General features: G+C 71.2%; 23 protein-coding genes. 16 read left to right on the top strand and 7 right to left on the bottom strand.

Annotation, left to right across the window (positions count from 1 at the left end; translation table 11 throughout):
* Positions 1–53: 53 nt before the first annotated feature.
* The 3 genes from AB0917_RS19470 to AB0917_RS19480 form a co-directional block, all read right to left on the bottom strand.
* Positions 54–1,040: a COX15/CtaA family protein gene (locus tag AB0917_RS19470; RefSeq protein WP_366820834.1), complete on the bottom strand. Its 987-nt coding sequence runs from the start codon at positions 1,038–1,040 to the stop codon at positions 54–56.
* A gap of 87 nt (positions 1,041–1,127) precedes the next feature.
* The gene (locus AB0917_RS19475) at positions 1,128–1,895 is read right to left on the bottom strand and encodes an ABC transporter permease (protein WP_366820835.1); all 768 of its coding nucleotides are present in this window, start codon (positions 1,893–1,895) and stop codon (positions 1,128–1,130) included.
* Positions 1,892–2,818, bottom strand: a complete 927-nt coding sequence (locus tag AB0917_RS19480) for an ABC transporter ATP-binding protein (protein ID WP_366820836.1) — start codon at positions 2,816–2,818, stop codon at positions 1,892–1,894. Before AB0917_RS19480 ends, AB0917_RS19475 begins: the two co-directional genes overlap by 4 nt.
* A 136-nt stretch (positions 2,819–2,954) precedes the next feature.
* Here AB0917_RS19480 and AB0917_RS19485 point away from each other — a divergent pair, with 136 nt between their 5' ends.
* The 9 genes from AB0917_RS19485 (at position 2,955) to AB0917_RS19525 (ending at position 10,034) form a co-directional block, all read left to right on the top strand.
* A complete protein-coding gene (locus AB0917_RS19485; protein ID WP_366820837.1) occupies positions 2,955–3,698 on the top strand; it encodes a metalloregulator ArsR/SmtB family transcription factor in 744 nt (247 codons plus the stop codon).
* Positions 3,695–5,116, top strand: coding sequence for a Fe-S cluster assembly protein SufB (sufB, locus tag AB0917_RS19490; RefSeq protein WP_030568051.1), 1,422 nt, complete (start codon positions 3,695–3,697; stop codon positions 5,114–5,116). The genes AB0917_RS19485 and sufB overlap by 4 nt, the downstream gene beginning before the upstream one ends.
* Positions 5,117–5,216: 100 nt before the next feature.
* Complete coding sequence (gene sufD / locus AB0917_RS19495; protein WP_366820838.1) at positions 5,217–6,398, top strand: Fe-S cluster assembly protein SufD; 1,182 nt, start codon at positions 5,217–5,219, stop codon at positions 6,396–6,398.
* Positions 6,398–6,715, top strand: a complete 318-nt coding sequence (locus AB0917_RS19500; protein WP_014156911.1) for a bifunctional 3-phenylpropionate/cinnamic acid dioxygenase ferredoxin subunit — start codon at positions 6,398–6,400, stop codon at positions 6,713–6,715. Before sufD ends, AB0917_RS19500 begins: the two co-directional genes overlap by 1 nt.
* Before the next feature lie 7 nt (positions 6,716–6,722).
* Positions 6,723–7,487 (top strand): Fe-S cluster assembly ATPase SufC, encoded by a 765-nt coding sequence (gene sufC / locus AB0917_RS19505; protein WP_366820839.1) that lies wholly within the window; start codon positions 6,723–6,725, stop codon positions 7,485–7,487.
* Entirely contained in the window at positions 7,484–8,752 is a 1,269-nt protein-coding gene (locus AB0917_RS19510) for a cysteine desulfurase (protein ID WP_366820840.1), read from the top strand. Before sufC ends, AB0917_RS19510 begins: the two co-directional genes overlap by 4 nt.
* A gap of 10 nt (positions 8,753–8,762) precedes the next feature.
* Complete coding sequence (gene sufU, locus AB0917_RS19515) at positions 8,763–9,218, top strand: Fe-S cluster assembly sulfur transfer protein SufU (protein ID WP_366820841.1); 456 nt, start codon at positions 8,763–8,765, stop codon at positions 9,216–9,218.
* Positions 9,215–9,553 carry a metal-sulfur cluster assembly factor gene (locus AB0917_RS19520; protein ID WP_015607822.1) on the top strand — a complete coding sequence of 113 codons (339 nt, stop codon included), beginning with the start codon at positions 9,215–9,217 and terminating at the stop codon, positions 9,551–9,553. The genes sufU and AB0917_RS19520 overlap by 4 nt, the downstream gene beginning before the upstream one ends.
* A 115-nt stretch (positions 9,554–9,668) precedes the next feature.
* Positions 9,669–10,034: a VOC family protein gene (locus AB0917_RS19525; protein ID WP_366820842.1), complete on the top strand. Its 366-nt coding sequence runs from the start codon at positions 9,669–9,671 to the stop codon at positions 10,032–10,034.
* 27 nt (positions 10,035–10,061) lie between these two features.
* On the opposite strand, the gene AB0917_RS19530 is transcribed toward AB0917_RS19525, so the two are convergent.
* Entirely contained in the window at positions 10,062–11,045 is a 984-nt protein-coding gene (locus tag AB0917_RS19530) for a hypothetical protein (protein ID WP_366820843.1), read from the bottom strand.
* 289 nt (positions 11,046–11,334) lie between these two features.
* On the opposite strand from AB0917_RS19530, the gene AB0917_RS19535 reads away from it, so the two are divergent.
* From AB0917_RS19535 to dapD, 3 genes are all read left to right on the top strand, one after another.
* Positions 11,335–11,661: a multidrug efflux SMR transporter gene (locus AB0917_RS19535; protein ID WP_366820844.1), complete on the top strand. Its 327-nt coding sequence runs from the start codon at positions 11,335–11,337 to the stop codon at positions 11,659–11,661.
* A complete protein-coding gene (locus AB0917_RS19540; protein WP_366820845.1) occupies positions 11,661–12,290 on the top strand; it encodes a TetR family transcriptional regulator in 630 nt (209 codons plus the stop codon). The genes AB0917_RS19535 and AB0917_RS19540 overlap by 1 nt, the downstream gene beginning before the upstream one ends.
* A gap of 193 nt (positions 12,291–12,483) precedes the next feature.
* Positions 12,484–13,482: a 2,3,4,5-tetrahydropyridine-2,6-dicarboxylate N-succinyltransferase gene (gene dapD, locus AB0917_RS19545; RefSeq protein WP_366820846.1), complete on the top strand. Its 999-nt coding sequence runs from the start codon at positions 12,484–12,486 to the stop codon at positions 13,480–13,482.
* Between the two features lie 15 nt (positions 13,483–13,497).
* Here dapD and dapA read toward each other — a convergent pair whose 3' ends face one another.
* Positions 13,498–14,379 carry a 4-hydroxy-tetrahydrodipicolinate synthase gene (dapA, locus tag AB0917_RS19550; RefSeq protein ID WP_366820847.1) on the bottom strand — a complete coding sequence of 294 codons (882 nt, stop codon included), beginning with the start codon at positions 14,377–14,379 and terminating at the stop codon, positions 13,498–13,500.
* Between the two features lie 177 nt (positions 14,380–14,556).
* On the opposite strand from dapA, the gene AB0917_RS19555 reads away from it, so the two are divergent.
* From AB0917_RS19555 to AB0917_RS19570, 4 genes are all read left to right on the top strand, one after another.
* A complete protein-coding gene (locus AB0917_RS19555) occupies positions 14,557–15,231 on the top strand; it encodes a DUF4232 domain-containing protein (protein WP_366820848.1) in 675 nt (224 codons plus the stop codon).
* A 94-nt stretch (positions 15,232–15,325) separates the two neighbouring features.
* Positions 15,326–16,030: an antibiotic biosynthesis monooxygenase gene (locus tag AB0917_RS19560; protein ID WP_366820849.1), complete on the top strand. Its 705-nt coding sequence runs from the start codon at positions 15,326–15,328 to the stop codon at positions 16,028–16,030.
* A 182-nt stretch (positions 16,031–16,212) separates the two neighbouring features.
* Positions 16,213–17,763, top strand: coding sequence for a hypothetical protein (locus AB0917_RS19565; protein ID WP_366820850.1), 1,551 nt, complete (start codon positions 16,213–16,215; stop codon positions 17,761–17,763).
* Positions 17,764–18,287: 524 nt separating this feature from the next.
* Positions 18,288–18,518, top strand: a complete 231-nt coding sequence (locus AB0917_RS19570; RefSeq protein ID WP_003969918.1) for a hypothetical protein — start codon at positions 18,288–18,290, stop codon at positions 18,516–18,518.
* A 109-nt stretch (positions 18,519–18,627) separates the two neighbouring features.
* Here the strand turns inward: AB0917_RS19570 and AB0917_RS19575 are convergent, their stop codons facing one another.
* Both AB0917_RS19575 and AB0917_RS19580 read right to left on the bottom strand, forming a co-directional pair.
* On the bottom strand, positions 18,628–19,836 hold the full coding sequence (locus tag AB0917_RS19575; RefSeq protein WP_366820851.1) for a TerD family protein: 1,209 nt from the start codon (positions 19,834–19,836) through the stop codon (positions 18,628–18,630).
* Positions 19,833–20,852 (bottom strand): LuxR C-terminal-related transcriptional regulator, encoded by a 1,020-nt coding sequence (locus AB0917_RS19580; RefSeq protein WP_366820852.1) that lies wholly within the window; start codon positions 20,850–20,852, stop codon positions 19,833–19,835. Before AB0917_RS19580 ends, AB0917_RS19575 begins: the two co-directional genes overlap by 4 nt.
* Between the last annotated feature and the right edge of the window lie 658 nt (positions 20,853–21,510).

Genomic DNA, 21,510 nt, shown 5'->3' on the forward strand with positions numbered 1-21,510 from the left:
ACGAAGGGGCGGCGGGCACCTGCCCGCCGCCCCTTCGTCGTACGTACGCCTTCTCAGACCGCCTGCGGCGCCGACGCCGGCTGCTGCTCGGCGGACGGGCCCGGCAGCGGGGCGGCTCCGTCGTCGCCGCGCTCGCGCATGCTCATCACGAGGCGGATCACGGCGATCCACATGACGGCCGAGCCGAACATGTGGATGCCGACCAGGATCTCGGGGACGTCGCTGAAGTACTGCACGTACCCGATCGCGCCCTGGGCGAGCAGCACGACCAGCAGGTCGCGGGCGCGGGCCCGGGTGTCGGCGGGGGCGTCGACCACCCGCAGGGCCAGCCACATCGCGATGGCCAGGGCGCAGACGACCCAGGCGGCGACGGCGTGCACATGGGCGGCGGCCGACCAGTCCCACGGCATGCGCGGTACGTCGCTGCTGTCGCCCGCGTGCTTGCCGGAACCGGTCACCGTGGTGCCGAGCACGATCAGGACCACGGTGGTCGCCAGGATCGCCCAGGAGAGGCGGCGTACCGGCAGCGGGGCGCGGGGGCGCGGCGGGCCGTCGCCCTCGCCGATCCGGACCCAGGTGATCACGGTGACCGCGAGCAGCGCGTTGGCGAGCAGGAAGTGCCCGGCCACCGTCCACGGGTTCAGCCCCGCCCAGACGGTGATGCCGCCGAGGACGGCGTTCCCCAGCACGATCCAGAACTGCGACCAGGCCAGCCGGGTCACCTTGCGGCGGCGCGGCTCGGCGGAGCGGGTCGCCACGATCGTCCAGCCGACGGCCGCCGACAGGACGTACGTCAGCATCCGGTTGCCGAACTCGATCGCGCCGTGCAGACCCTGCTCGGGCGTGGCGAAGAGGCTGTCGTCGGTGCACTTGGGCCAGGTGTCGCAGCCGAGGCCCGAACCGGTCAGCCGGACGGCGCCGCCGGTCACGATGATGAAGACGCTCATCAGGACGGCGGAGAGCGCGGCACGCTTCACCACCTGGGTGGACGGCGTCCAGCGCTTGGCGATGGCAGAGATGGGGGTTTCCACGCGGACCATCGTAGGACGAGGCTTGTGCACGTTTTCACGAGGGGTGGGTTCGTACCCGCTTGCCCGCGAACGTCCGGGAGCGTGCCCCGAACGGCCCTACTCCCAGCGGAAGAACTTCGCCGCCGCGCCCAGCCCCAGCACCGCCCACACCGCCAGGATCGCGACCTGGGTCCACGGCAGCGGCACGCCGTGCTGGAGCACGTCCCGCAGCCCCTCGGAGAGCGCCGAGATGGGCAGCAGCCCGAGCACCGACTGCACCGCGTCCGGGAACTTGTCCAGCGGCACGATCACCCCGCCGCCGACCAGCAGCAGCAGGAAGACCAGGTTGGCGGCGGCCAGCGTCGCCTCCGCCTTCAGCGTCCCGGCCATCAGCAGCCCGAGCCCGGAGAACGCGGCGGTCCCCAGCACCAGGAGCAGCAGCACGGTGAACGGGTTGCCCTGCGGCGACCAGCCGAGCGCGAAGGCGATGGCCGTCAGCAGCACGATCTGGAGCACCTCGGTGACCAGCACCGACAGCGTCTTGGCCGTCATCAGTGCCCAGCGCGGCAGCGGGGAGGCCCCGAGCCGCTTGAGGACCCCGTAGCGGCGCTCGAAGCCGGTGGCGATGGCCTGGCCGGTGAAGGCCGTCGACATCACGGCCAGCGCGAGGACGCCCGGGGCCAGGAAGTCGACCGACGCGCCCGAGCCGGTGTCGACGATGTCGACCGCGCTGAACAGCACCAGCAGCAGCGTCGGGATGATCACCGTGAGGAGCAGCTGCTCGCCGTTGCGCAGCAGCATCCGGGTCTCCAGCGCGGTCTGCGCGGCGATCATCCGGGGGAGCGGGGCGGCGCCGGGGCGCGGGGTGTACGTACCGGCGCTCATGCGCGCAGCTCCTTGCCGGTCAGTTCGAGGAAGACGTCCTCCAGGGTGTGCCGCTCCACCGAGATGCCCTCGGGCATCACACCGTGCTGGGCGCACCAGGAGGTGACGGTGGCCAGCAGCTGCGGGTCGATGGTCCCGGTGACGCGGTACGTGCCCGGCAACGGCTCGGCGGCCTCGGTGCCGTCGGGCAGCGCCTTGGCGAGCGAGCCGAGGTCGAGCCCGGGGCGCCCGGTGAAGCGCAGGGTGTTCTCGGCGCCGCCCCGGCAGAGCCGCTCCGGGGAGCCCTGGGCGATGACCCGGCCCGCGTCGATGATCGCGACGTCGTCGGCGAGCGCCTCGGCCTCGTCCATGAAGTGGGTGGTCAGCACCACGGAGACCCCGTCGGCGCGCAGCTCGCGCACCAGCTCCCAGGTGGAGCGGCGGGCCTGCGGGTCGAGCCCCGCGGTCGGCTCGTCCAGGAAGACCAGCTCGGGCCGGCCGACGACCGCGAGGGCCAGGGCGAGGCGCTGCTGCTGGCCGCCGGAGAGCCGCCGGTAGGTGGTGCGGCCGCAGCCGGCCAGGCCCAGGCGCTCGATCAGGGCGTCCACGTCCAGCGGGTGGGCGTGCAGCTTCGCCATGTGGCGGAGCATCTCGTCCGCGCGGGCCCCGGAGTAGACGCCGCCGGACTGGAGCATCACCCCGATCCGGGGGCGCAGCCGCTCCGCGTCGGCGACCGGGTCGAGCCCCAGGACTCGTACGGTGCCGGCGTCGGGGCGGCGGTAGCCCTCGCAGGTCTCGACGGTGGTGGTCTTCCCGGCGCCGTTCGGGCCGAGTACGGCCGTCACCGCGCCCGAGGCGACCGCCAGATCGAGGCCGTCCACCGCGGTCCTGGCGCCGTACCGCTTCACCAGGCCCCTGACCTGTACGACGGGCTCGTTCTCCATGGCGCGTAAGTCTAGGCAGGGGGTCGGACATCCCCTCTGCCGGGGCCAGATTAGGTAACCCTAAGTGACGAACCACACCGTAGATCGTTCCGGACCGTGGTTGTCATGGCCGAATGAATTACGCAACAATGGTGTTGTGAAATACGACGGTGGGACTCCTCAGGAGGAACTCGCGACCGGTGAGCGCTCGACGCGCAACCGGGTCGCGCGCTCCATCCTGGACCACGGTCCGTCCACCGCCGCCGACCTTGCCAAGCGCGTCGGCCTCACCCAGGCCGCCGTCCGGCGGCATCTGGACGCCCTCGTCTCCGACGATGTCGTCGAAGCCCGTGAACAGCGGGTCTACGGGGCGCGGACCCGCGGCAGGCCCGCCAAGGTGTTCGCCCTGACCGACTGCGGCCGGGACGCCTTCGACCAGTCCTACGACAAGCTGGCCGCGGAGGCCCTGCGCTTCATCGCCGAGTCCGGCGGGGACGAGGCGGTCACCGCCTTCGCCCGTGCCCGGATGGCGGCGATGGGCGAGACGTACCGCGCCGCGGTCGAGGCCGCGGAGCCCGAGAAGCGCACGGAGGCCCTCGCCAGGGCCCTGAGCGCCGACGGGTACGCTGCTACGGCGCGAAGCGCGCCGGGCCCGCAGCAGGGCGAGCAGCTGTGCCAGCACCACTGCCCGGTGGCGCATGTCGCCGAGCAGTTCCCACAGCTGTGCGAGGCGGAGACGGAATTCTTCTCCAGCCTCCTCGGGACCCATGTGCAGCGTCTGGCCACCCTCGCCCACGGCGACGGCGTGTGCACGACCTACGTGCCACGCAGCGGCCACGCTCCACCCTCACAGACCACCCATTCAGCATCTGCAAGCACGGCCGGGAGGAACCCCGCATGACGCTCCCCACGGAGACTGCCCACCCTGAGCTCGAGGGTCTGGGTACGTACGAATTCGGCTGGGCCGACTCCGACGCGGCAGGCGCGGCGGCGAAGCGCGGCCTGTCCGAGGCTGTCGTCCGCGACATCTCGGAGAAGAAGAACGAGCCCGAGTGGATGCTGAAGCTGCGGCTCAAGGGCCTCAAGCTCTTTGGCAAGAAGCCCATGCCCAACTGGGGCTCGGACCTGTCGGGCATCGACTTCGACAACATCAAGTACTTCGTGCGCTCCACGGAGAAGCAGGCGGCCTCCTGGGAGGAGCTGCCCGAGGACATCAAGAACACGTACGACAAGCTCGGCATCCCCGAGGCGGAGAAGCAGCGCCTCGTCGCCGGTGTCGCCGCGCAGTACGAGTCCGAGGTCGTCTACCACCAGATCAACGAGGAGCTGGAGGCGCAGGGTGTCATCTTCATGGACACCGACACCGCGCTGAAGGAGCACCCGGAGCTCTTCAAGGAGTACTTCGGCACCGTCATCCCCGTCGGTGACAACAAGTTCGCCTCGCTGAACTCGGCCGTGTGGTCCGGTGGCTCGTTCATCTACGTGCCCAAGGGTGTCCACGTCGAGATCCCGCTCCAGGCCTACTTCCGTATCAACACGGAGAACATGGGCCAGTTCGAGCGGACGCTGATCATCGTCGACGAGGACGCCTACGTCCACTACGTCGAAGGCTGTACCGCCCCGATCTACTCCTCGGACTCGCTGCACAGCGCCGTGGTCGAGATCATCGTGAAGAAGGGCGGCCGCTGCCGCTACACGACCATCCAGAACTGGTCGAACAACGTCTACAACCTGGTCACCAAGCGGGCCGTGGCCTACGAGGGCGCGACCATGGAGTGGGTCGACGGCAACATCGGCTCCAAGGTGACCATGAAGTACCCGGCCATCTACCTGATGGGCGAGCACGCCAAGGGCGAGACCCTCTCCATCGCCTTCGCGGGCGAGGGCCAGCACCAGGACGCCGGGGCCAAGATGGTCCACATGGCGCCGAACACCTCCTCCAACATCGTCTCCAAGTCGGTGGCGCGAGGCGGCGGCCGCACCTCCTACCGCGGTCTGATCGAGATCGGCGAGGGCGCGCCGGGCGCGAAGTCCAACGTGCTCTGCGACGCCCTGCTCGTCGACACGATCTCGCGCTCGGACACCTACCCGTACGTCGACGTCCGCGAGGACGACGTGTCGATGGGCCACGAGGCGACCGTCTCCAAGGTCTCCGAGGACCAGCTCTTCTACCTCATGAGCCGCGGCCTCACCGAGTTCGAGGCCATGGCGATGATCGTGCGCGGCTTCGTCGAGCCGATCGCGAAGGAGCTGCCCATGGAGTACGCCCTGGAGCTCAACCGGCTGATCGAGCTGCAGATGGAGGGTTCGGTCGGCTAGGACCTCCTCGGAGGTCCACCGGGACGGCCGCGCGCGGCCGTCCCCGCCCCAACCGGATCACCCTTACTTCTTGACTGAGAAAGCGAGCACTACGACAGCCATGGCTGAGGCTCAGAACACTCCGGTGGGCTCCACCACCGCCGGCTCCATCGCGGTGGCCGCCGAGTCGACCGTCGCCACGCGCATGAGCGCACCCCCGTCCTTCGACGTCGCGGACTTCCCCGTCCCGCACGGTCGCGAGGAGGAGTGGCGCTTCACCCCGCTGGAGCGGCTGCGCGGGCTGCACGACGGCACCGCGGTCGCCGCCGGCGGCGCCGTGAAGGTCGCGATCGAGGCGCCCGAGGGCGTCACCGTCGAGACCGTCGGCCGCGACGACGCGCGGCTCGGCAAGGCCGGTACGCCGGTGGACCGGGTCGCCGCCCAGGCGTACTCCTCCTTCGAGCAGGCCTCGGTCGTCACGGTCGCCAAGGAGGCCGTGCTCACCGAGCCCGTCCGGATCACCGTGCACGGCGAGGGCGGCACCGCCTACGGCCACCAGCTCATCGAGCTCGGGGCCTTCGCCGAGGCCGTCGTCGTCATCGACCACACCGGTGACGCCGTGCTCGCCGCCAACATCGACTACGTCCTGGGCGACGGCGCCAAGCTGACCGTCGTCTCCGTCCAGGACTGGGACGACACGGCCGTCCACGTCGGCCAGCACAACGCGCTGGTCGGCCGGGACGCCTCCTTCAAGTCGATCGTCGTCACCTTCGGCGGCGACCTGGTCCGCCTGCACCCGCGGGTCGCCTACGCGGCCCCCGGCGGCGAGGCGGAGCTCTTCGGTCTGTACTTCACCGACAAGGGCCAGCACCAGGAGCACCGCCTCCTGGTCGACCACAACACCCCGCACTGCAAGTCCAACGCGGTGTACAAGGGCGCGCTCCAGGGCGACGGCGCCCACGCCGTCTGGATCGGGGACGTCCTCATCCAGGCCGCGGCCGAGGGCACCGACACCTACGAGATGAACCGGAACCTCGTCCTCACCGACGGCGCCCGGGTCGACTCCGTACCCAACCTGGAGATCGAGACCGGCGAGATCGTCGGCGCCGGCCACGCCTCGGCGACCGGCCGCTTCGACGACGAGCAGCTCTTCTACCTCCAGTCCCGCGGCATCCCGGCCGAGGAGGCCCGCCGCCTGGTCGTGCGCGGCTTCTTCGCCGAGCTGGTCCAGCAGATCGGCCTGCCGGACGTGGAAGCACGTCTGCTCGACAAGATCGAGACCGAGCTGAAGGCGTCCGTCTGATGGCGTTCGTCAAGGCGTGCGCGCTCAGTGAGCTGGAGGACGACACCCCGAAACGGGTCGAGCTCGACGGCACACCGGTCTCCGTCGTCCGCACCGAGGGCGAGGTGTTCGCGATCAACGACATCTGCTCGCACGCGAACGTGTCGCTCTCGGAGGGCGAGGTGGAGGACTGCGCGATCGAGTGCTGGCTGCACGGATCGTCGTTCGACCTCCGCACCGGCAAACCGTCCGGTCTTCCCGCGACGCGCCCCGTCCCCGTATACCCCGTAAAGATCGAAGGGGACGATGTGCTCGTCTCCGTCACCCAGGAGTCCTGAGTCACCCATGGCAACGCTTGAAATCCGCGACCTGCACGTTTCCGTCGAGGCCGACAACGCCACGAAGGAGATCCTCAAGGGCGTCGACCTGACCGTGAAGCAGGGCGAGACCCACGCCATCATGGGCCCCAACGGGTCCGGCAAGTCCACCCTCGCGTACTCGCTCGCGGGTCACCCCAAGTACACGATCACCGGTGGCACGGTCACCCTGGACGGCGAGGACGTCCTGGAGATGTCCGTCGACGAGCGCGCCCGCGCCGGCCTCTTCCTCGCCATGCAGTACCCGGTCGAGATCCCCGGAGTCTCGGTCTCCAACTTCCTGCGCACCTCCGCCACCGCCGTCCGCGGCGAGGCGCCCAAGCTGCGTACGTGGGTCAAGGAGGTCAAGGAGACGATGGCCGGGCTCCAGATGGACCCGTCCTTCGCCGAGCGCAACGTCAACGAGGGCTTCTCCGGCGGTGAGAAGAAGCGCCACGAGATCCTTCAGCTGGAGCTGCTCAAGCCGAAGATCGCCGTCCTGGACGAGACCGACTCCGGCCTGGACGTCGACGCGCTCAAGACCGTCTCCGAGGGCGTCAACAGGGTCCGTGCGAGCGGCGAGGTCGGCACCCTGCTGATCACGCACTACACGCGCATCCTGAAGTACATCCAGCCCGATTTCGTGCACGTGTTCGCCAACGGCCGGATCGCCGCCTCGGGCGGCGCCGAGCTGGCCGACAAGCTGGAGAACGAGGGCTACGAGGCATACACGAAGGGTGGCGCTTCCGCGTGACTGACGCCCGACAGGGGCTCACCGGCCTCCTCGACACCGAGGCGATCCGCAAGGACTTCCCGATCCTGGACCGCACGGTCCACGACGGCAAGAAGATCCTCTACCTGGACTCCGCGGCGACCTCGCAGAAGCCGCGCCAGGTCCTCGACGCGCTCAACACGTACTACGAGCGCCACAACGCGAACGTGCACCGCGGCGTCTACACGATCGCCGAGGAGGCCACCGCGCTGTACGAAGGCGCCCGTGACAAGGTCGCGGCCTTCATCAACGCACCCAGCCGCAACGAGGTGATCTTCACCAAGAACGCCTCGGAGGCGCTCAACCTCGTGGCCAACATGCTCGGCTGGGCGGACGAGCCCTACCGGGTGGACCGCGACACCGAGATCGTCACCACGGAGATGGAGCACCACTCCAACATCGTGCCGTGGCAGCTGCTCTCGCAGCGCACCGGCGCGAAGCTGAAGTGGTTCGGCATCACCGACGACGGCCGGCTCGACCTGTCGAACATCGACGAGATCATCACCGAGAAGACGAAGATCGTCTCCTTCACGCTGGTCTCCAACATCCTGGGCACCATCAACCCGGTCGAGCAGATCATCCGCCGCGCCCAGCAGGTCGGCGCGCTGGTCTGCATCGACGCCTCGCAGGCGGCCCCGCACATGGTGCTCGACGTGCAGGCGCTCCAGGCCGACTTCGTGGCCTTCACCGGCCACAAGATGGTCGGCCCGACCGGCATCGGTGTGCTCTGGGGGCGGCAGGAGCTCCTGGAGGACCTGCCGCCGTTCCTCGGCGGCGGCGAGATGATCGAGACCGTGTCGATGCACTCGTCGACCTACGCCCCGGCGCCGCACAAGTTCGAGGCGGGTACGCCCCCGATCGCCCAGGCCGTCGGCCTCGGCGCGGCCGTGGACTACCTCTCGGCGATCGGCATGGAGAACATCCACCAGCACGAGAAGGCGATCACCGAGTACGCGGTGAAGCGCCTCCTGGAGGTCCCGGACCTGCGCATCATCGGTCCGGCGACGGCCGAGGACCGCGGGGCGACGATCTCCTTCACGCTCGGCGACATCCACCCGCACGACGTGGGCCAGGTCCTCGACGAGCTGGGTATCTGCGTCCGGGTCGGCCACCACTGCGCCCGCCCGGTCTGCCTGCGGTACGGAATTCCCGCGACGACGCGAGCGTCGTTCTATCTGTACTCCACGCCCGCCGAGGTCGACGCACTGGTGGACGGGCTGGAGCACGTCCGGAACTTCTTCGGCTGAGGGTTGACTGGTGAAGCTTGATTCCATGTACCAGGAAGTGATCCTGGACCACTACAAGCACCCCCACGGGCGCGGCCTGCGGGACGGCGACGCCGAGGTGCACCATGTCAATCCGACGTGCGGCGACGAGATCACGCTCCGGGTGAAGTACGACGGCGAGACCATCGCCGACGTGAGCTACGAGGGCCAGGGCTGCTCCATCAGCCAGGCCAGCGCCTCCGTGCTGAACGAGCTGCTCGTCGGCAAGGAGCTGCCCCAGGCGCAGAAGATCCAGGCGGCCTTCCTGGAGCTGATGCAGTCCAAGGGCCAGCTGGAGCCGGACGACGCGATGGAGGAGGTGCTGGAGGACGCCGTCGCGTTCGCCGGCGTCTCCAAGTACCCCGCCCGGGTCAAGTGCGCGCTGCTGAGCTGGATGGCGTGGAAGGACGCGACGGCCAAGGCGCTGTCCGAAGGGAAGACCGCATGAGCGAGAACGAGACCGCGACCATGAAGCCGGCCTCCGAGGAGGAGGTCCGCGAGGCGCTGTACGACGTCGTCGACCCCGAGCTGGGCATCGACGTCGTCAACCTGGGCCTGATCTACGGCATCCACGTCGACGACGCCAACATCGCCACCCTCGACATGACCCTGACGTCCGCGGCCTGCCCGCTGACCGATGTCATCGAGGACCAGGCGAAGTCCGCCACGGACGGCATCGTCAACGAACTCCGGATCAACTGGGTCTGGATGCCGCCGTGGGGCCCGGACAAGATCACGGACGACGGGCGCGAGCAGCTGCGCGCGCTCGGCTTCAACGTCTGATCCCGCGCTTCCCGTACGACGCGAACGGCCGTGCCCGCCAGTCCTGCTGGCGGGCACGGCCGTCTCACGTTCCCCCGGTGTGCGGGCGGCGCATCCGCCGGGCACACTGTCTCGCATGGCCGTTCGCTTGTTCCACCTCGCCGTCGACGCCCACGACCTGCCGCTCCTGGCCCGCTTCTGGAGTGCGGTGCTGGACTGGCAGGTCCTCTTCGAGGACGAGGAGGAGATCGTCATCGGCGCCGACGAGACCGCCTTTCCCGGCATGTGCTTCCTCCCCGTGCCGGAGGGCAAGACCGTCAAGAACCGGCTGCACATCGACCTGACCCCCGACGACCAGGACGCCGAGGTCGAGCGGATCATCGCGCTCGGCGCCCGGCGGCTGGACGTCGGACAGGGGCCGGACGCCACCTGGGTGGTGCTGGCCGACCCCGAGGGCAACGAGTTCTGCGTGCTGCGCCCGAAGCGGACCCTGACCGACTGAAGCGGACCCTGACCGACTGAGGCCGCTCTACGCGGGGCCGGCCGGCGGCGGCCCGTACTGCTCCGGCAGGGTCCGGGCCGCCGCCTCCGCCAGGACCGGGGCCAGGTTCTCGTTGCGCATCCGCAGGTCCACGTAGAGCAGTCCGACCACCAGCGGCGGGAAGACCGACGAGAAGAGCTGGCTCGCCAGCCCGCTGATCATGGACAGCACCATGAAGCCGCCGAGCAGGACGAGGAGCTCCTCGCCGCTCGGTTCGGTCCCCGAGCTGAAGGGATCCATCGTGCCGGGGAGCGAGCCGAGCGCCTGGATCGGCATCTGGATCATGTAGCCGACCACGGACGCCAGCCCGAAGGCGAGCAGGGTGATGCCGAAGACCCGCCACCAGCTGCCCCGCACGAGCTGGGACGAGCGGCGCAGCGCCGCGACCGGGCGCTGGCCCTCGAAGACCACGATCGTGGGGGCGAGGGAGAACTTCACCCAGAGCCAGGCCGCCAGCGGCGCGATCACCAGCCAGCCGAAGAGGCCGAACATGGCTACCACCAGCACGCCGTCCGTGTCGTCCAGCGTGGTGGCGTACACCATGACCGCGACGATGGCGGCCGTGATGAGCAGGATGGGGACGACGAGGATCAGCCCCATCAGGCATACCGTGCCGATCACGGACCAGACCCGTGACCACGCCCGGCTCCAGACGGTGCCGAAGCCGATCGGGCGGCCCAGGACGGCCTCCTGGAGGACCACCGGGATCGCCGCCTGGACGACGGCCGACGCCAGCAGGTAGGTGACGACGCCGATGACCATGAGGACGCCGAACGCGATGGCCATCGGGACCAGTTGTGCCATGTCCGGGTCGCCGGGCCCGGTCAGGTCGTCCCAGTTGGCCGCCACGGTGGAGAAGGCGATGGCCACCCCGACGCCCATGACGGCCGTCGCCGCGCCGAAGAGCGCCAGGGCCAGTCCGATGAGCGGCTTCCAGTAGCCGCCGATCGTCGAGAAGGCGCCGCTGAGCATGTCCGAGACCCGCAGCGGCGCCAGGGGTATCACCCCCGGCTTGGGCGGCGCCGCCCATCCGCTGTTCCAGCCACCCGGTCCCTGCGCTCCCCCGTGGAAGGGTCCCCCACCGTGGGGCGCGCCCCCTTGCGGGCCACCGCTCCACCCTGCGTCCTGCGCCACCCGTGTCTCCGCTCCAGCCCCGTCGGCCCGTGCTGCCGGGCCGTGTCATCGGTCGGGCCACCGTAGCGCCCCCGTCGTGGGCCGATGATGTGTACAGCCGTACGCAACGATGCGTACAGTCGTCCACATGGGATACGCATACGGACTGCTGGCCGCGGCGATCGCGGCGGAGGTGGCCGGGACGACGGCCATGAAGTACAGCGACGGCTTCACCCGGCTCTGGCCCTCGATCGGTACGGCGGTGGGGTACCTCATCGCCTTCACCCTGCTCGCGCAGACCCTCAAGACGCTCTCCATGGGCACCGCGTACGCGATCTGGGCCGGTGTCGGCACGGCGGCCGTGGCCCTCATCGGCATCCTGTTCATGGGGGAGTCGAGCAGCCTCGTCAAGATCGCGGGGGTGGCCCTGATCGTCGCCGGGGTCGTCGTGCTCAACCTGGGAGGGGCGCACTGATGGCCCGCCGGTACGACCCCGAGCGGCGGACGCGGATCATCGACGCCGCGTTGCGGGTGATAGCTGCCGACGGGATAGCCGGGCTCAGCCACCGCACGGTGGCCGCGGAGGCCGACGTGCCGCTCGGCTCGACCACGTACCACTTCGGCTCGCTGGACGAGCTGCTGACGGCCGCCCTGCGCCGGTCCAACGAGAACTTCGCCCAGGCGCTGCGCGACAGCGAGGCCTTCGCCGTGCCGCCCGCCGGGGACGGGCCGGGCGCCGGGGGTGACCGGCAGGGCGCCGAGGACGCGCCGGGCGCCGGCGGTGGCCGGGGGGCCGGGCTCGCCGATGAGCTGACCCGGGTGCTGGGGGAGTGGTTCGCGGGCGAGCGGGGCGCGATCGAGCTGGAGTACGAGCTGTACCTGGCGGCCCTGCGCCGCCCGGTCCTGCGCCCGGTCGCCGCCGAGTGGACCGAAGCCGCGGTCGAGGTGCTGTCCACGCGCACCGACCTGGCCACCGCGCGGGCCCTCGTCGCGCTGATGGACGGCGTCTGCCTCCAGGTGCTGCTGACCGGCTCCGCCTTCGACGCCGGGTACACCCGCGAGATGCTGGCCCGGGTCGTGGAGGGCCGGGCCCGAGAGGCGTGAGACCGCGCCGGGCGGCGGTCCGTGGGGCGAGTGACCCGTGGACCAGTCTCCAGGGCCGCGCGGACGCCCGCGGCGGGGGCCGGACGCCGGGACCGGGCTCGCGGCGGGGGCCGGGCGCTGGACCGGTCCGCGGCGGGGCCGGAAGCTGAGACCGGTTCGCCCGGCCGGGCCCCGGCCGGTTAGGTTTCTGTCCATGACCGACACGACTTCTCAGGCCTCTTCCCGTACCACCAGCGCCGTCGCCGCCGGCCTCGCCACCGTCGCCGGTGACGGCACCGTCCTCGACACCTGGTTCCCCGCCCCCGAGCTGAGCGCCGAGCCCGGCCCGGCCGGTACGCAGCGGCTCACCCCGGACGAGGCGGTCAACCGCCTCGGTGAGGGCGCGGCCAAGGCCATCGGCGTGGACGCCCGGCGCGGGGTCGAGGTCGTCGCCGTCTCCACGGTCATCTCCTCGCTGGAGGACAAGCCGCTCGACGCGCACGACGCGTACCTGCGCCTGCACCTGCTCTCGCACCGGCTCGTCCGGCCGCACGGCCAGAACCTCGACGGCGTCTTCGGCCTGCTGGCCAACGTCGCCTGGACCTCGCTCGGCCCGGTCGCCGTCGACGACCTGGAGCGGGTCCGCCTCAACGCCCGTGCCGAGGGGCTGCACCTCCAGGTCACCTCGGTCGACAAGTTCCCGCGGATGACGGACTACGTCGCCCCCAAGGGCGTACGCATCGCCGACGCCGACCGGGTGCGGCTCGGCGCGCACCTCGCCGCCGGGACCACCGTCATGCACGAGGGCTTCGTCAACTTCAACGCGGGCACGCTGGGCACCTCCATGGTCGAGGGCCGTATCTCCGCCGGGGTCGTCGTCGGTGACGGCTCCGACATCGGCGGCGGCGCCTCCACCATGGGCACCCTCTCCGGCGGCGGCAACGTCCGCATCGTCATCGGCGAGCGCTGCCTGGTCGGCGCGGAGGCCGGCGTCGGGATCGCGCTCGGCGACGAGTGCGTCGTGGAGGCCGGGCTGTACGTCACGGCCGGCACCCGCGTCACGCTGCCGGACGGCCAGGTCGTCAAGGCCCGCGAACTCTCCGGCGCCTCCAACATCCTCTTCCGCCGCAACTCGGTCACCGGCACCGTCGAGGCCCGCCCGAACAACGCGGTGTGGGGCGGGCTGAACGACGTCCTGCACGCCCACAACTGACCCGCCGGTCCTTCGTCAGGCCGCGAGGAGTTCCTCGTACGCCGCCCGCAGCCCGTCGACCGCCTCGCGGCCGGCGGGCTGCAGCGGTTCGCGGACCGGGCCCGCCTCCAGCAGGGCCTTCACGGTCACGGTGCCGGGCAGGCCGCCCGCCATCATCAGCTCGACGAGGCGGACGGTCAGCCCGTTGAGCCGGGCCGCCTCGTCGGTGCGCCCCGCGTCGAACGCGTCCAGCGGCGCCCGCATCCGGCGCGGGGCCACGTTGGCGACGGTGCTGACGTAGCCCGCGCCGCCCAGCGCGTACAGCGCAAGGTTCAGCTCCTCGCACCCCGAGTAGTACGCCAGGGAGCTGTGCGCCATCACCTTCGTCGAGCCGAGCAGGTCGTACGCGCAGTCCTTCACCGCGACGACACGCGGGTGCTCCGCGAGCCGCAGCAGGGTCTCCGGCTCGATCCGGACGCCGGTGCGGCCGGGGATGTCGTACAGCATCAGCGGTACGCCGGTGGCCTCGGCGACCCGCAGGAAGTACGTCTCCACGGCGGCCTGCGGCGGGCGGCTGTAGTACGGCGGAACCACCAACAGCCCGTCCGCGCCCGCCTCTTCGGCCTCCCGCGCGAGGCGCACCGCGTGCGCGGTGTCCGCGCTGCCGACACCGGAGAGCAGCGGCACCCCGTCACCGACCTCCGCGCGGACCGCCCGCAGCAGCTCCGACTTCTCCGCGTCCGATGTGGTGGGCGACTCGCCGGTGGTGCCGCTGAGCACCAGCCCGTCGCAGCCCTCGGCCACCAGATGCGCGGCATGGGCGCGCGCGGCGTCGAGGTCCAGCGCTCCGGTGGCGGTGAACGGCGTGATCATGGCGCAGAGCGCGCGGCCGAAAGGGGCGGGTGCGGTGGCAGTCATGCCCGCAGTGTCGGCCCCGGCGACCATGAAGGTCCACTTAGATCTGCTTCTCCGGACCGGGAAGAGATGCTGAACAGTGCCCTGGAGGTGCCCGCCCCTGACATGATCGAACACGCGGACGACAGGCCGCGTGACGGATGACGGGCGGCCGGGCGGTCGCGACGAGGGGTGGGCGGCATGGGTGAGCGGGTGCGGGGCCGGGTGCGGAGCCGGAGGCGGGCCTCGGCGGCGGTCCTGCTCACGGCGGTGGCCGCCACGGCGCTGACCGGCTGCGCGGGTTTCCTCGTCCCGGCCGGCGAGGGCGAACCCGGCCCCACCCCGTCCGCGTCGACGCCAGGCCCCGGGGCCCACCCCACCACCCCGCCCCCGGTCGCCGACGTGCCGGCCCAGGCCCCGGAACCGTCCCCCACCCCCACGCCGGACCCCACCGAGGACTGCCCCGCCTCCGGGGCCGTGGTGACCATGGGGCAGGTGCAGACCGACATGATGCGCCGCGCGGTCGTCCTGACCCTGACCAACTGCGGCTCGAAGCCCTACCGGGTCGACGGATACCCCTCGGTCCAGGCGCTCGGCGAGAACGGTGAGCGGCTCCCGGTGAAGGTCAACCCGGCCGGCTCGTTCTTCGGCCGCGACCACGGCCCCGAGCCGGTCCTCCTGAAGCCGGGCGCCACCGTGCGCTCGGTCCTCGCCTGGGTCTCCACGCAGGAGGGCGGCGAGCTGATCATGGCCGATGCCCTGGAGCTGGCCGCCGCCCCCGACGCCGGGGCGCGGGTCCACCCGCTGGAGGGCCACGACATCCGGTACATGGACGAGCTGAACATGACGGCCTGGCGGGCCGAACTGCCCGAGTGACCTCCCGGGACCGCCCTTGACCTCAAGCGGGCTCGAGGTGTGACGGTGGTGGTGACGGCGCACCGACCGGTGCGCGGGAGAGAGGAGCGCCACCATGACCGTGCAGTTCACCGACCGCCCGGACCCGGCCCGCAACGACGCGGGGATCGCCAAGGCCAGCACCTGGGACGTCGGTACGCCGGAGCGGCAACGGCAGGCCGTCGACGCCATCAGGGAGGCGTGGGGGAGCCGGGAGTGGCCGCACCCCGGGCTGCTCTCGTACAGCGTCTACACGGGCGAGGACGGGGCGACCCTGCTGCACTACTCCCAGTGGACCGGCGAGCAGGCCTACCAGGACTTCGTCCGGGAGGGCCGTGACGCCCGCAACGCCGACATCGACGCCGCCGTGCCCGGTGTCGAACGCCTGGGGCTCCACACGTACGAGCTGTACCGCTCCGGGCTCCAGCCCGAGGGCGACACCCGGGTGCCCGGCTGCGTCGTGATCGTCGACGTGGAGTTCGCCGGCCCCGACCCGGCCCGGCAACGGGACTGGGTGGACGGCGTGTTCGAGGCGCTCGCCGACGACGCCCACCCGCCGGCGGGCGCCGTCGCCGCGCACTTCCACGTCAGCACCGACGGCACCCGGGTCCTCAACTACGCCGAGTGGGAGAGCGCCGAGCACCACATCGCGGCGCTCGCCGCACCCGGTGAGGGGATCGGCTCCCCGTCCCCGCTGTGGGAACGCGTCCAGAAGTACCCGGGCATGACCGGTGGGGGCGTGAACCGTTACACACCCGCCCTCAGCATGCGGGCCGGGTGACGCGTGGGGGCGGTGTGCGGCGATCCCCCTGCGCCTCTGCGGAGTTGGCGGCACGTCCTCGGTGAAGGGCGGTGGGCGGTGGCCCGAACCGGATGGCGGGCGGCGAATTACGTCTAGGCTTGGGCGGCTGAACCGCGTACGCACTCCGTACGCCCCCGAGCACGCACCGAGGAGAACCCCCGATGTCCGCAGAGCGCCCCATCCTGCCGCCGGTGCGGCTGCACTCCGAGGCCGAACTGGCGCGGGACGCGCTCGCCGCGCCGCTGTTCGTCCGCGCCGTCCGGCTCGCCCGCTGGGCGGGGCCCGACGCGCGGGTCGGCGCCGGCGGCGAGCTGGTGGAGGCGCAGCTGCCCGCCGCCGCCGAACACCTCGGCCTCACCGCCGACGAGGACGGTGCCGCGTACGCCAGCGAGGCCTGGCGGCTCGCCGTGGACACCGGGCTCCTCGACGTCACGGACCCCGAGAAGGGCGAGCCGGCGGACGGCTCGGACGGTTACGACGGTTCGGGTGGCTACGAGGGTCCGGGGGGCTCGGCGGGCTCCGACGGCTCGGTGGGCGAGGACGAGGGCACCGTCACCGCGGGCGAGAACCTGGCGCTGCTCACCACGGGCTCCCCGCAGGACATCCTCGGGATCTGGCTCGACGGCCTCGACGCCGTGCACGCCGACGCCACCGCGCCCGTCCTGGACGACTTCGCGGACCTCGTCGGTGACGACGGCTCGATCGACTTCGACGCCCTGGACTGGGACCCGGAGGCGGAGGCCGAGTTCCTCGACGGGGTCCTCGGCAACCTCTACCTGCTCACCCTCGCCGACAACGGCGCCGGCGACGGGCCGGTGCCGCTGCCCGCCCTCGCCGCGTCGATGATCGTCCCCGACGACATGGGTGAGCCCACCGACGACATCCTGGAGCAGGTGTCCGAGGCGATGATGCGCCTCGACGACCAGTTCCGGCTCCTCGAACCCATCGGGATCGTCGAATACCAGCCGGTGGACGAGGCGTTGATGGTCGAGGACGGCGACGCGGCGGACGCCTCCGCCACCGGGGCCGACGAGGAGGACGTCACCCGCTACGGGATGGTCAAGCTCACGCCGCTCGGCCTCTACGGCATCCGGGCCCGGATGCTGGAGGCCGGGGTGGACGCCCCCGCCGTCGGTGACCTCGCCGACAAGGGCGCCGACGCGCTCCTCGACGGCATCGCGCACTACCCGGAGGCCGCCGCCCGCGCCGAGATCCAGCTCTGGCTCGCGGGGCGCGGGGCCGAAGGGGCGGTCCCGGCCGCCGCCGAGCTGCTGGCGGCGGCACGCGGCACGGACGAGGGCGCGCCGCTGCGCCGCCTCCACTGCCAGCAGGCGCTCGCCCTGGCCGGTGCGGAGGCCGAACCCGCCGTACGCGCGGTCCTCGGCGACCAGGAGCTCGGCGGCCTGGCCCGGGTCTGGCTCGCGGAGCGCGGTGCGGCCGACGTCCCGGCCCCGCCGGAGGCGATGATCTTCTGGCTGGCCATCGACACGATCGCCGCCCAGCTGGACGCGGACGGCGAGCTCGACGAGCTCCAGGGCCTGGTCGAAGGGCTCTCCGCGCAGCACAGCGGCTTCTTCGACGAGGTCTGGCGGGTCGACCACCCGGCCACCGCCGATGTGCTGGAGGCCATGGGCCGCCTGCACAGCGACAAGAAGGCGGCGAAGGAGGCCCGCAAGGCCGCGTTCAAGGCCCGGTCGCGCGCCAAGGACTGAGGAGCACAGCTCCCAGACGGAGTGCTGCTCTTACCCAGCAGATGTCGGCGGTCGACGTGCCTGCTGCTGTGCGATGCCCGTCCCCGCCCCGCGCAGTTCCTTCGCGTGGGCGGGCGCCGGGCCCTGAGGTCCGAGGTCAGGGTGGGCGGTGGAGCGCCACCGGGGCTGCGTACGGCCGGGTGATCGCGGTCACCGACGAGCAGGTCTCGTACGCCTACCGTGACGGTGCCACGCCGGAACGTTTCGGGCGCAGGGCCCGTCCAGACCGGGGACCCGGCAGGACGCGGGGCCCGTCCGCACCGGGGACCTGGCCGGACACCGGGGCGGCCGCGCCCCGTCCGGAGGTGGGAACCGCCACACGTTCGGGGGGCTTTCCGGCGCCGTGTTCCGCGTGGTTCCGCTGCTGGAGGCGGGTGTAAGCGCTGACCGGCCCTGGTGGGCGCGGGTCACGAATCCGGCACGTCTGGGGTCCGGGCGGCAGACGGGCATGGCGTCGGGCCTTCACAGGGCGCATACTCGACTTAATGAAACAGTCAGCCGGATCCCGGCGTCACCTGCCTTCCAGTCCCTTCAACCGCCCGGCCCAGGAGGCCCCACCGGTCGAATGCTTCGATGTGGGCGACAGGGTGTCGCACGACCAGTTCGGGCTCGGCAGAATCCTTGCTGTCGAGGGCGACAACGACGCAGTCCTCATCGACTTCTCGGGGCGACAGGGGAGGATCCTGAGCCCGTACTCCAAGCTGACCAAGCTCTGAGATACCGCACGAGCACGAGCAGCGTCCGTCTTCTCCGGATCCGGGGCACCTGAACCACTTCAGGTGCCCCGGATGCCGTTGCGGCCCGGCTCCACCGGGCCCGGAGGGCTCAGAGGGACTTGGCCGCGGGCTTCACCATGCCCCGTACGGTCCGTGACTTCACGAACTCGCCCATGGCCGTCATCTCCCACTCACCGGTGAACTGCTTGATGAGCTTGGCCATGATGACGCCGGTCTGCGGCTCCGCGCCGGTCAGGTCGAAGCGGACCAGCTCCTCGTCGGTGCGCGCGTCGATCAGCCGGCAGTAGGCCTTGGCGACCTCGTTGAACTTCTGGCCGGTGAACGAGTTCACCGTGAAGACCAGGCCCGTCGCCTCGGCCGGGATCCGGCCCAGGTCCACGACGATCACCTCGTCGTCGCCCGCGCCCTCGCCCGTGAGGTTGTCGCCGGAGTGCTTGATCGCCCCGTTGAGGATGGTGAGCTTGCCGAAGTAGCAGCTGTCCAGGTGGTTGCGGTTGGGGCCGTAGGCGATGACCGAGGCGTCCAGGTCGATGTCCTTGCCGCGGAACGCGGGCTCCCAGCCCAGGCCCATCTTGACCTGGGAGAGGAGCGGGGCGCCGCCCTTGACCAGGGAGACGGTCTGGTTCTTCTGGAGGCTGACCCGGCCCTTGTCGAGGTTGATCTTCCCGGCGGCCGCGGGCGGGGCGGCGGGCGGCGCCGGGGGAGCGGCGGGGGCCGGCGGTGCGATCCGCGGGTCGACCGGGGCGGCGGCCGGGGCCACCGGGGCGGCTGCCGCCGGGACCGGCGGGGCGGCCGGCTCCTCGACCGAGACGCCGAAGTCCGTGGCGATGCCGGCCAGCCCGTTCGCATAACCCTGGCCGACCGCGCGGGCCTTCCAGGCGCCGTTGCGCAGGTAGATCTCGATGACCACGAGCGCCGTCTCGCTGCCCAGCTGGGGCGGGGTGAAGGTGGCCAGCGCACTGCCGTCGTCGGCGTTGCGCACGGTGGCGGTGGGCTCGATGCCCTGGAAGGTCTGTCCTGCGGCGTCCGGGCTCGCGGTGACGACGATCTTCTCGATGCCGGGCGGGACCGCGGTGGTGTCCACCACGATGGCGTCGGGTGCGGAGCCCCCGCCGGCGCGGTAGGTCACACCGGGGCCCGAGGGCTGGTTGTAGAAGATGAAGTCGTCGTCGGAGCGCACCTTGCCGTCGGCGGTGAGCAGCAGGCCCGAGACGTCGAGCCGCACCGGGGCGGCGACGTCCACCGCCACGCGGGCGGCGGAGAGAGGAATGTTCGAGCCGGGGGTCATTGCGGTCATGTCCGGGGTAACGAACGACCCCTCTTTGCCGTTCCCTTACCTTCGGGAGTCTCCCGAAGGTGCTCGGGGAACTCCCGACGGTGCTCGGAGGGCTCCTCTCCCGGCGGCTCCTCGCCGCCCCCGGGCTCCGCGCCCGGCCACTCGGTGCCGTGGGTGGTCTGGCAGAGGAGGTAGCCGAGGTGGGTGCGGTTCTTCGCCCCGAGGCGCTTCTTGATGTGGGCGATGTGCGCCTGCAGCGATCGTTCGCTGATGCCCAGCCGGCGTGCGATCGCCTTGTCCGAGTGCCCCTCCGCCAGCAGTTGCCGGATGGCCGCCCGGATCGGCGTGATCACCTCGGACGCCGCCTGCGCGGCGTAGTTGGGGATGAACGGGAAGGGCTCGGCGCGGTCCCAGGAGCGCTCGAAGACGTCGACGAGGAAGCGGACCACGGACGGCTCCGTGATCGCGGCGGCGATGGAGCGTTCGGCGTTGGCCGGGATGAAGGCGGTGGCACGGTCGATGATGATCAGCCGGTCGAAGAACTCCGGCAGGGTCCGGACCTTGACGCCGTAGCCCGTGACCGCGCGCACGTAGGACTTGGTCGCCTCGTCGAAGCGGGCCGAGTGCTGATAGATCGTCCGCATGCTGACGCCGTCGTCGATCTTGAGGCGGACCGACTCCAGGGCCACGTCCAGGACTTCCTTCGGGCGGGCGCCGTCCGGCTGGGCCGTCAGGATCTCCGATCCGGCGCAGGACAGGCTGGTGCGTATGGCCGCGTTGATCGCCGGCGCCCCGTGCAGGTCCACCACATCCGGCCAGGCCGGAAGGGGGGCGGCGGGCTGCGCGGGCGTCGCGGACCTGGCCCGGTCGTCGTGGTCCGCCTGTTGCAGAATCCGCCGTGAGAGTTCGACGAGCTTCTCCGCGATGTCCTTCAAGTTGCGGGGCTCGGCCGGGTCGTCGTCCGCGACGTGGGCGGTCCTGGCCTGGACAGCCGTCGTCCCGGCGACCGGGCCCGCCCCTCCCGACCTGCTTGTCATCCGCCGTCGCCCCCAGACTCCGTGCACCGTGGTGGCGGCCCGTCGCTGCCCGCGGTACGCCAAGCAAGATGCTTCCAATAGTAGCAATGCGATTACCTGAACCGTCACGGATCTTTCCTACGACCTATGCCGTACTGGAGACTCCCTAGGAGATGGAGCCAGGACGGCGACGCGTTGGCCAGAATCAACTGGCGGGTTGGCCGGATACATCTGTGGGGGGAAGCTCTGATGGAATGTGCGGATTGCGGCGTGGACAGGGTGATTCGGCCACACGGCCCCCATGTCACCTCACGACGCTGTTCTCAGTAGCCGAGCACTCGTAGCCGCCCGCCGTACCCCTGCCCACAGTTTCCCGGAGCTGTCCGCAGGCGGTCCTCACGGCATGGGCCGGCCATCTTCAGGGTGTGGAGAGCCGCAGGCCGACAAGGCCGCGGCGCCGGACGGGACTCCGGGACGGCCCTGCGCGAAGATGAATTCCGGTCAAAAGACATCAGTGGCATCGACGGTCAAGGGGAATGCGGTCGCTGGAATGCGCCGAAGGGGCCCGTGTCGTGTCACCAAGGACCATTCATACGCTTTGGGACAGGCCTCCGTCGGCTGCCCCTGTCTGAAGTCAGGATAGTCATGAGCTTCCACCGTTCCGGATTCCTCCCGGGCG

The organism is Streptomyces sp. NPDC007346, assembly GCF_040703535.1.
Lineage (GTDB): Bacteria > Actinomycetota > Actinomycetes > Streptomycetales > Streptomycetaceae > Streptomyces.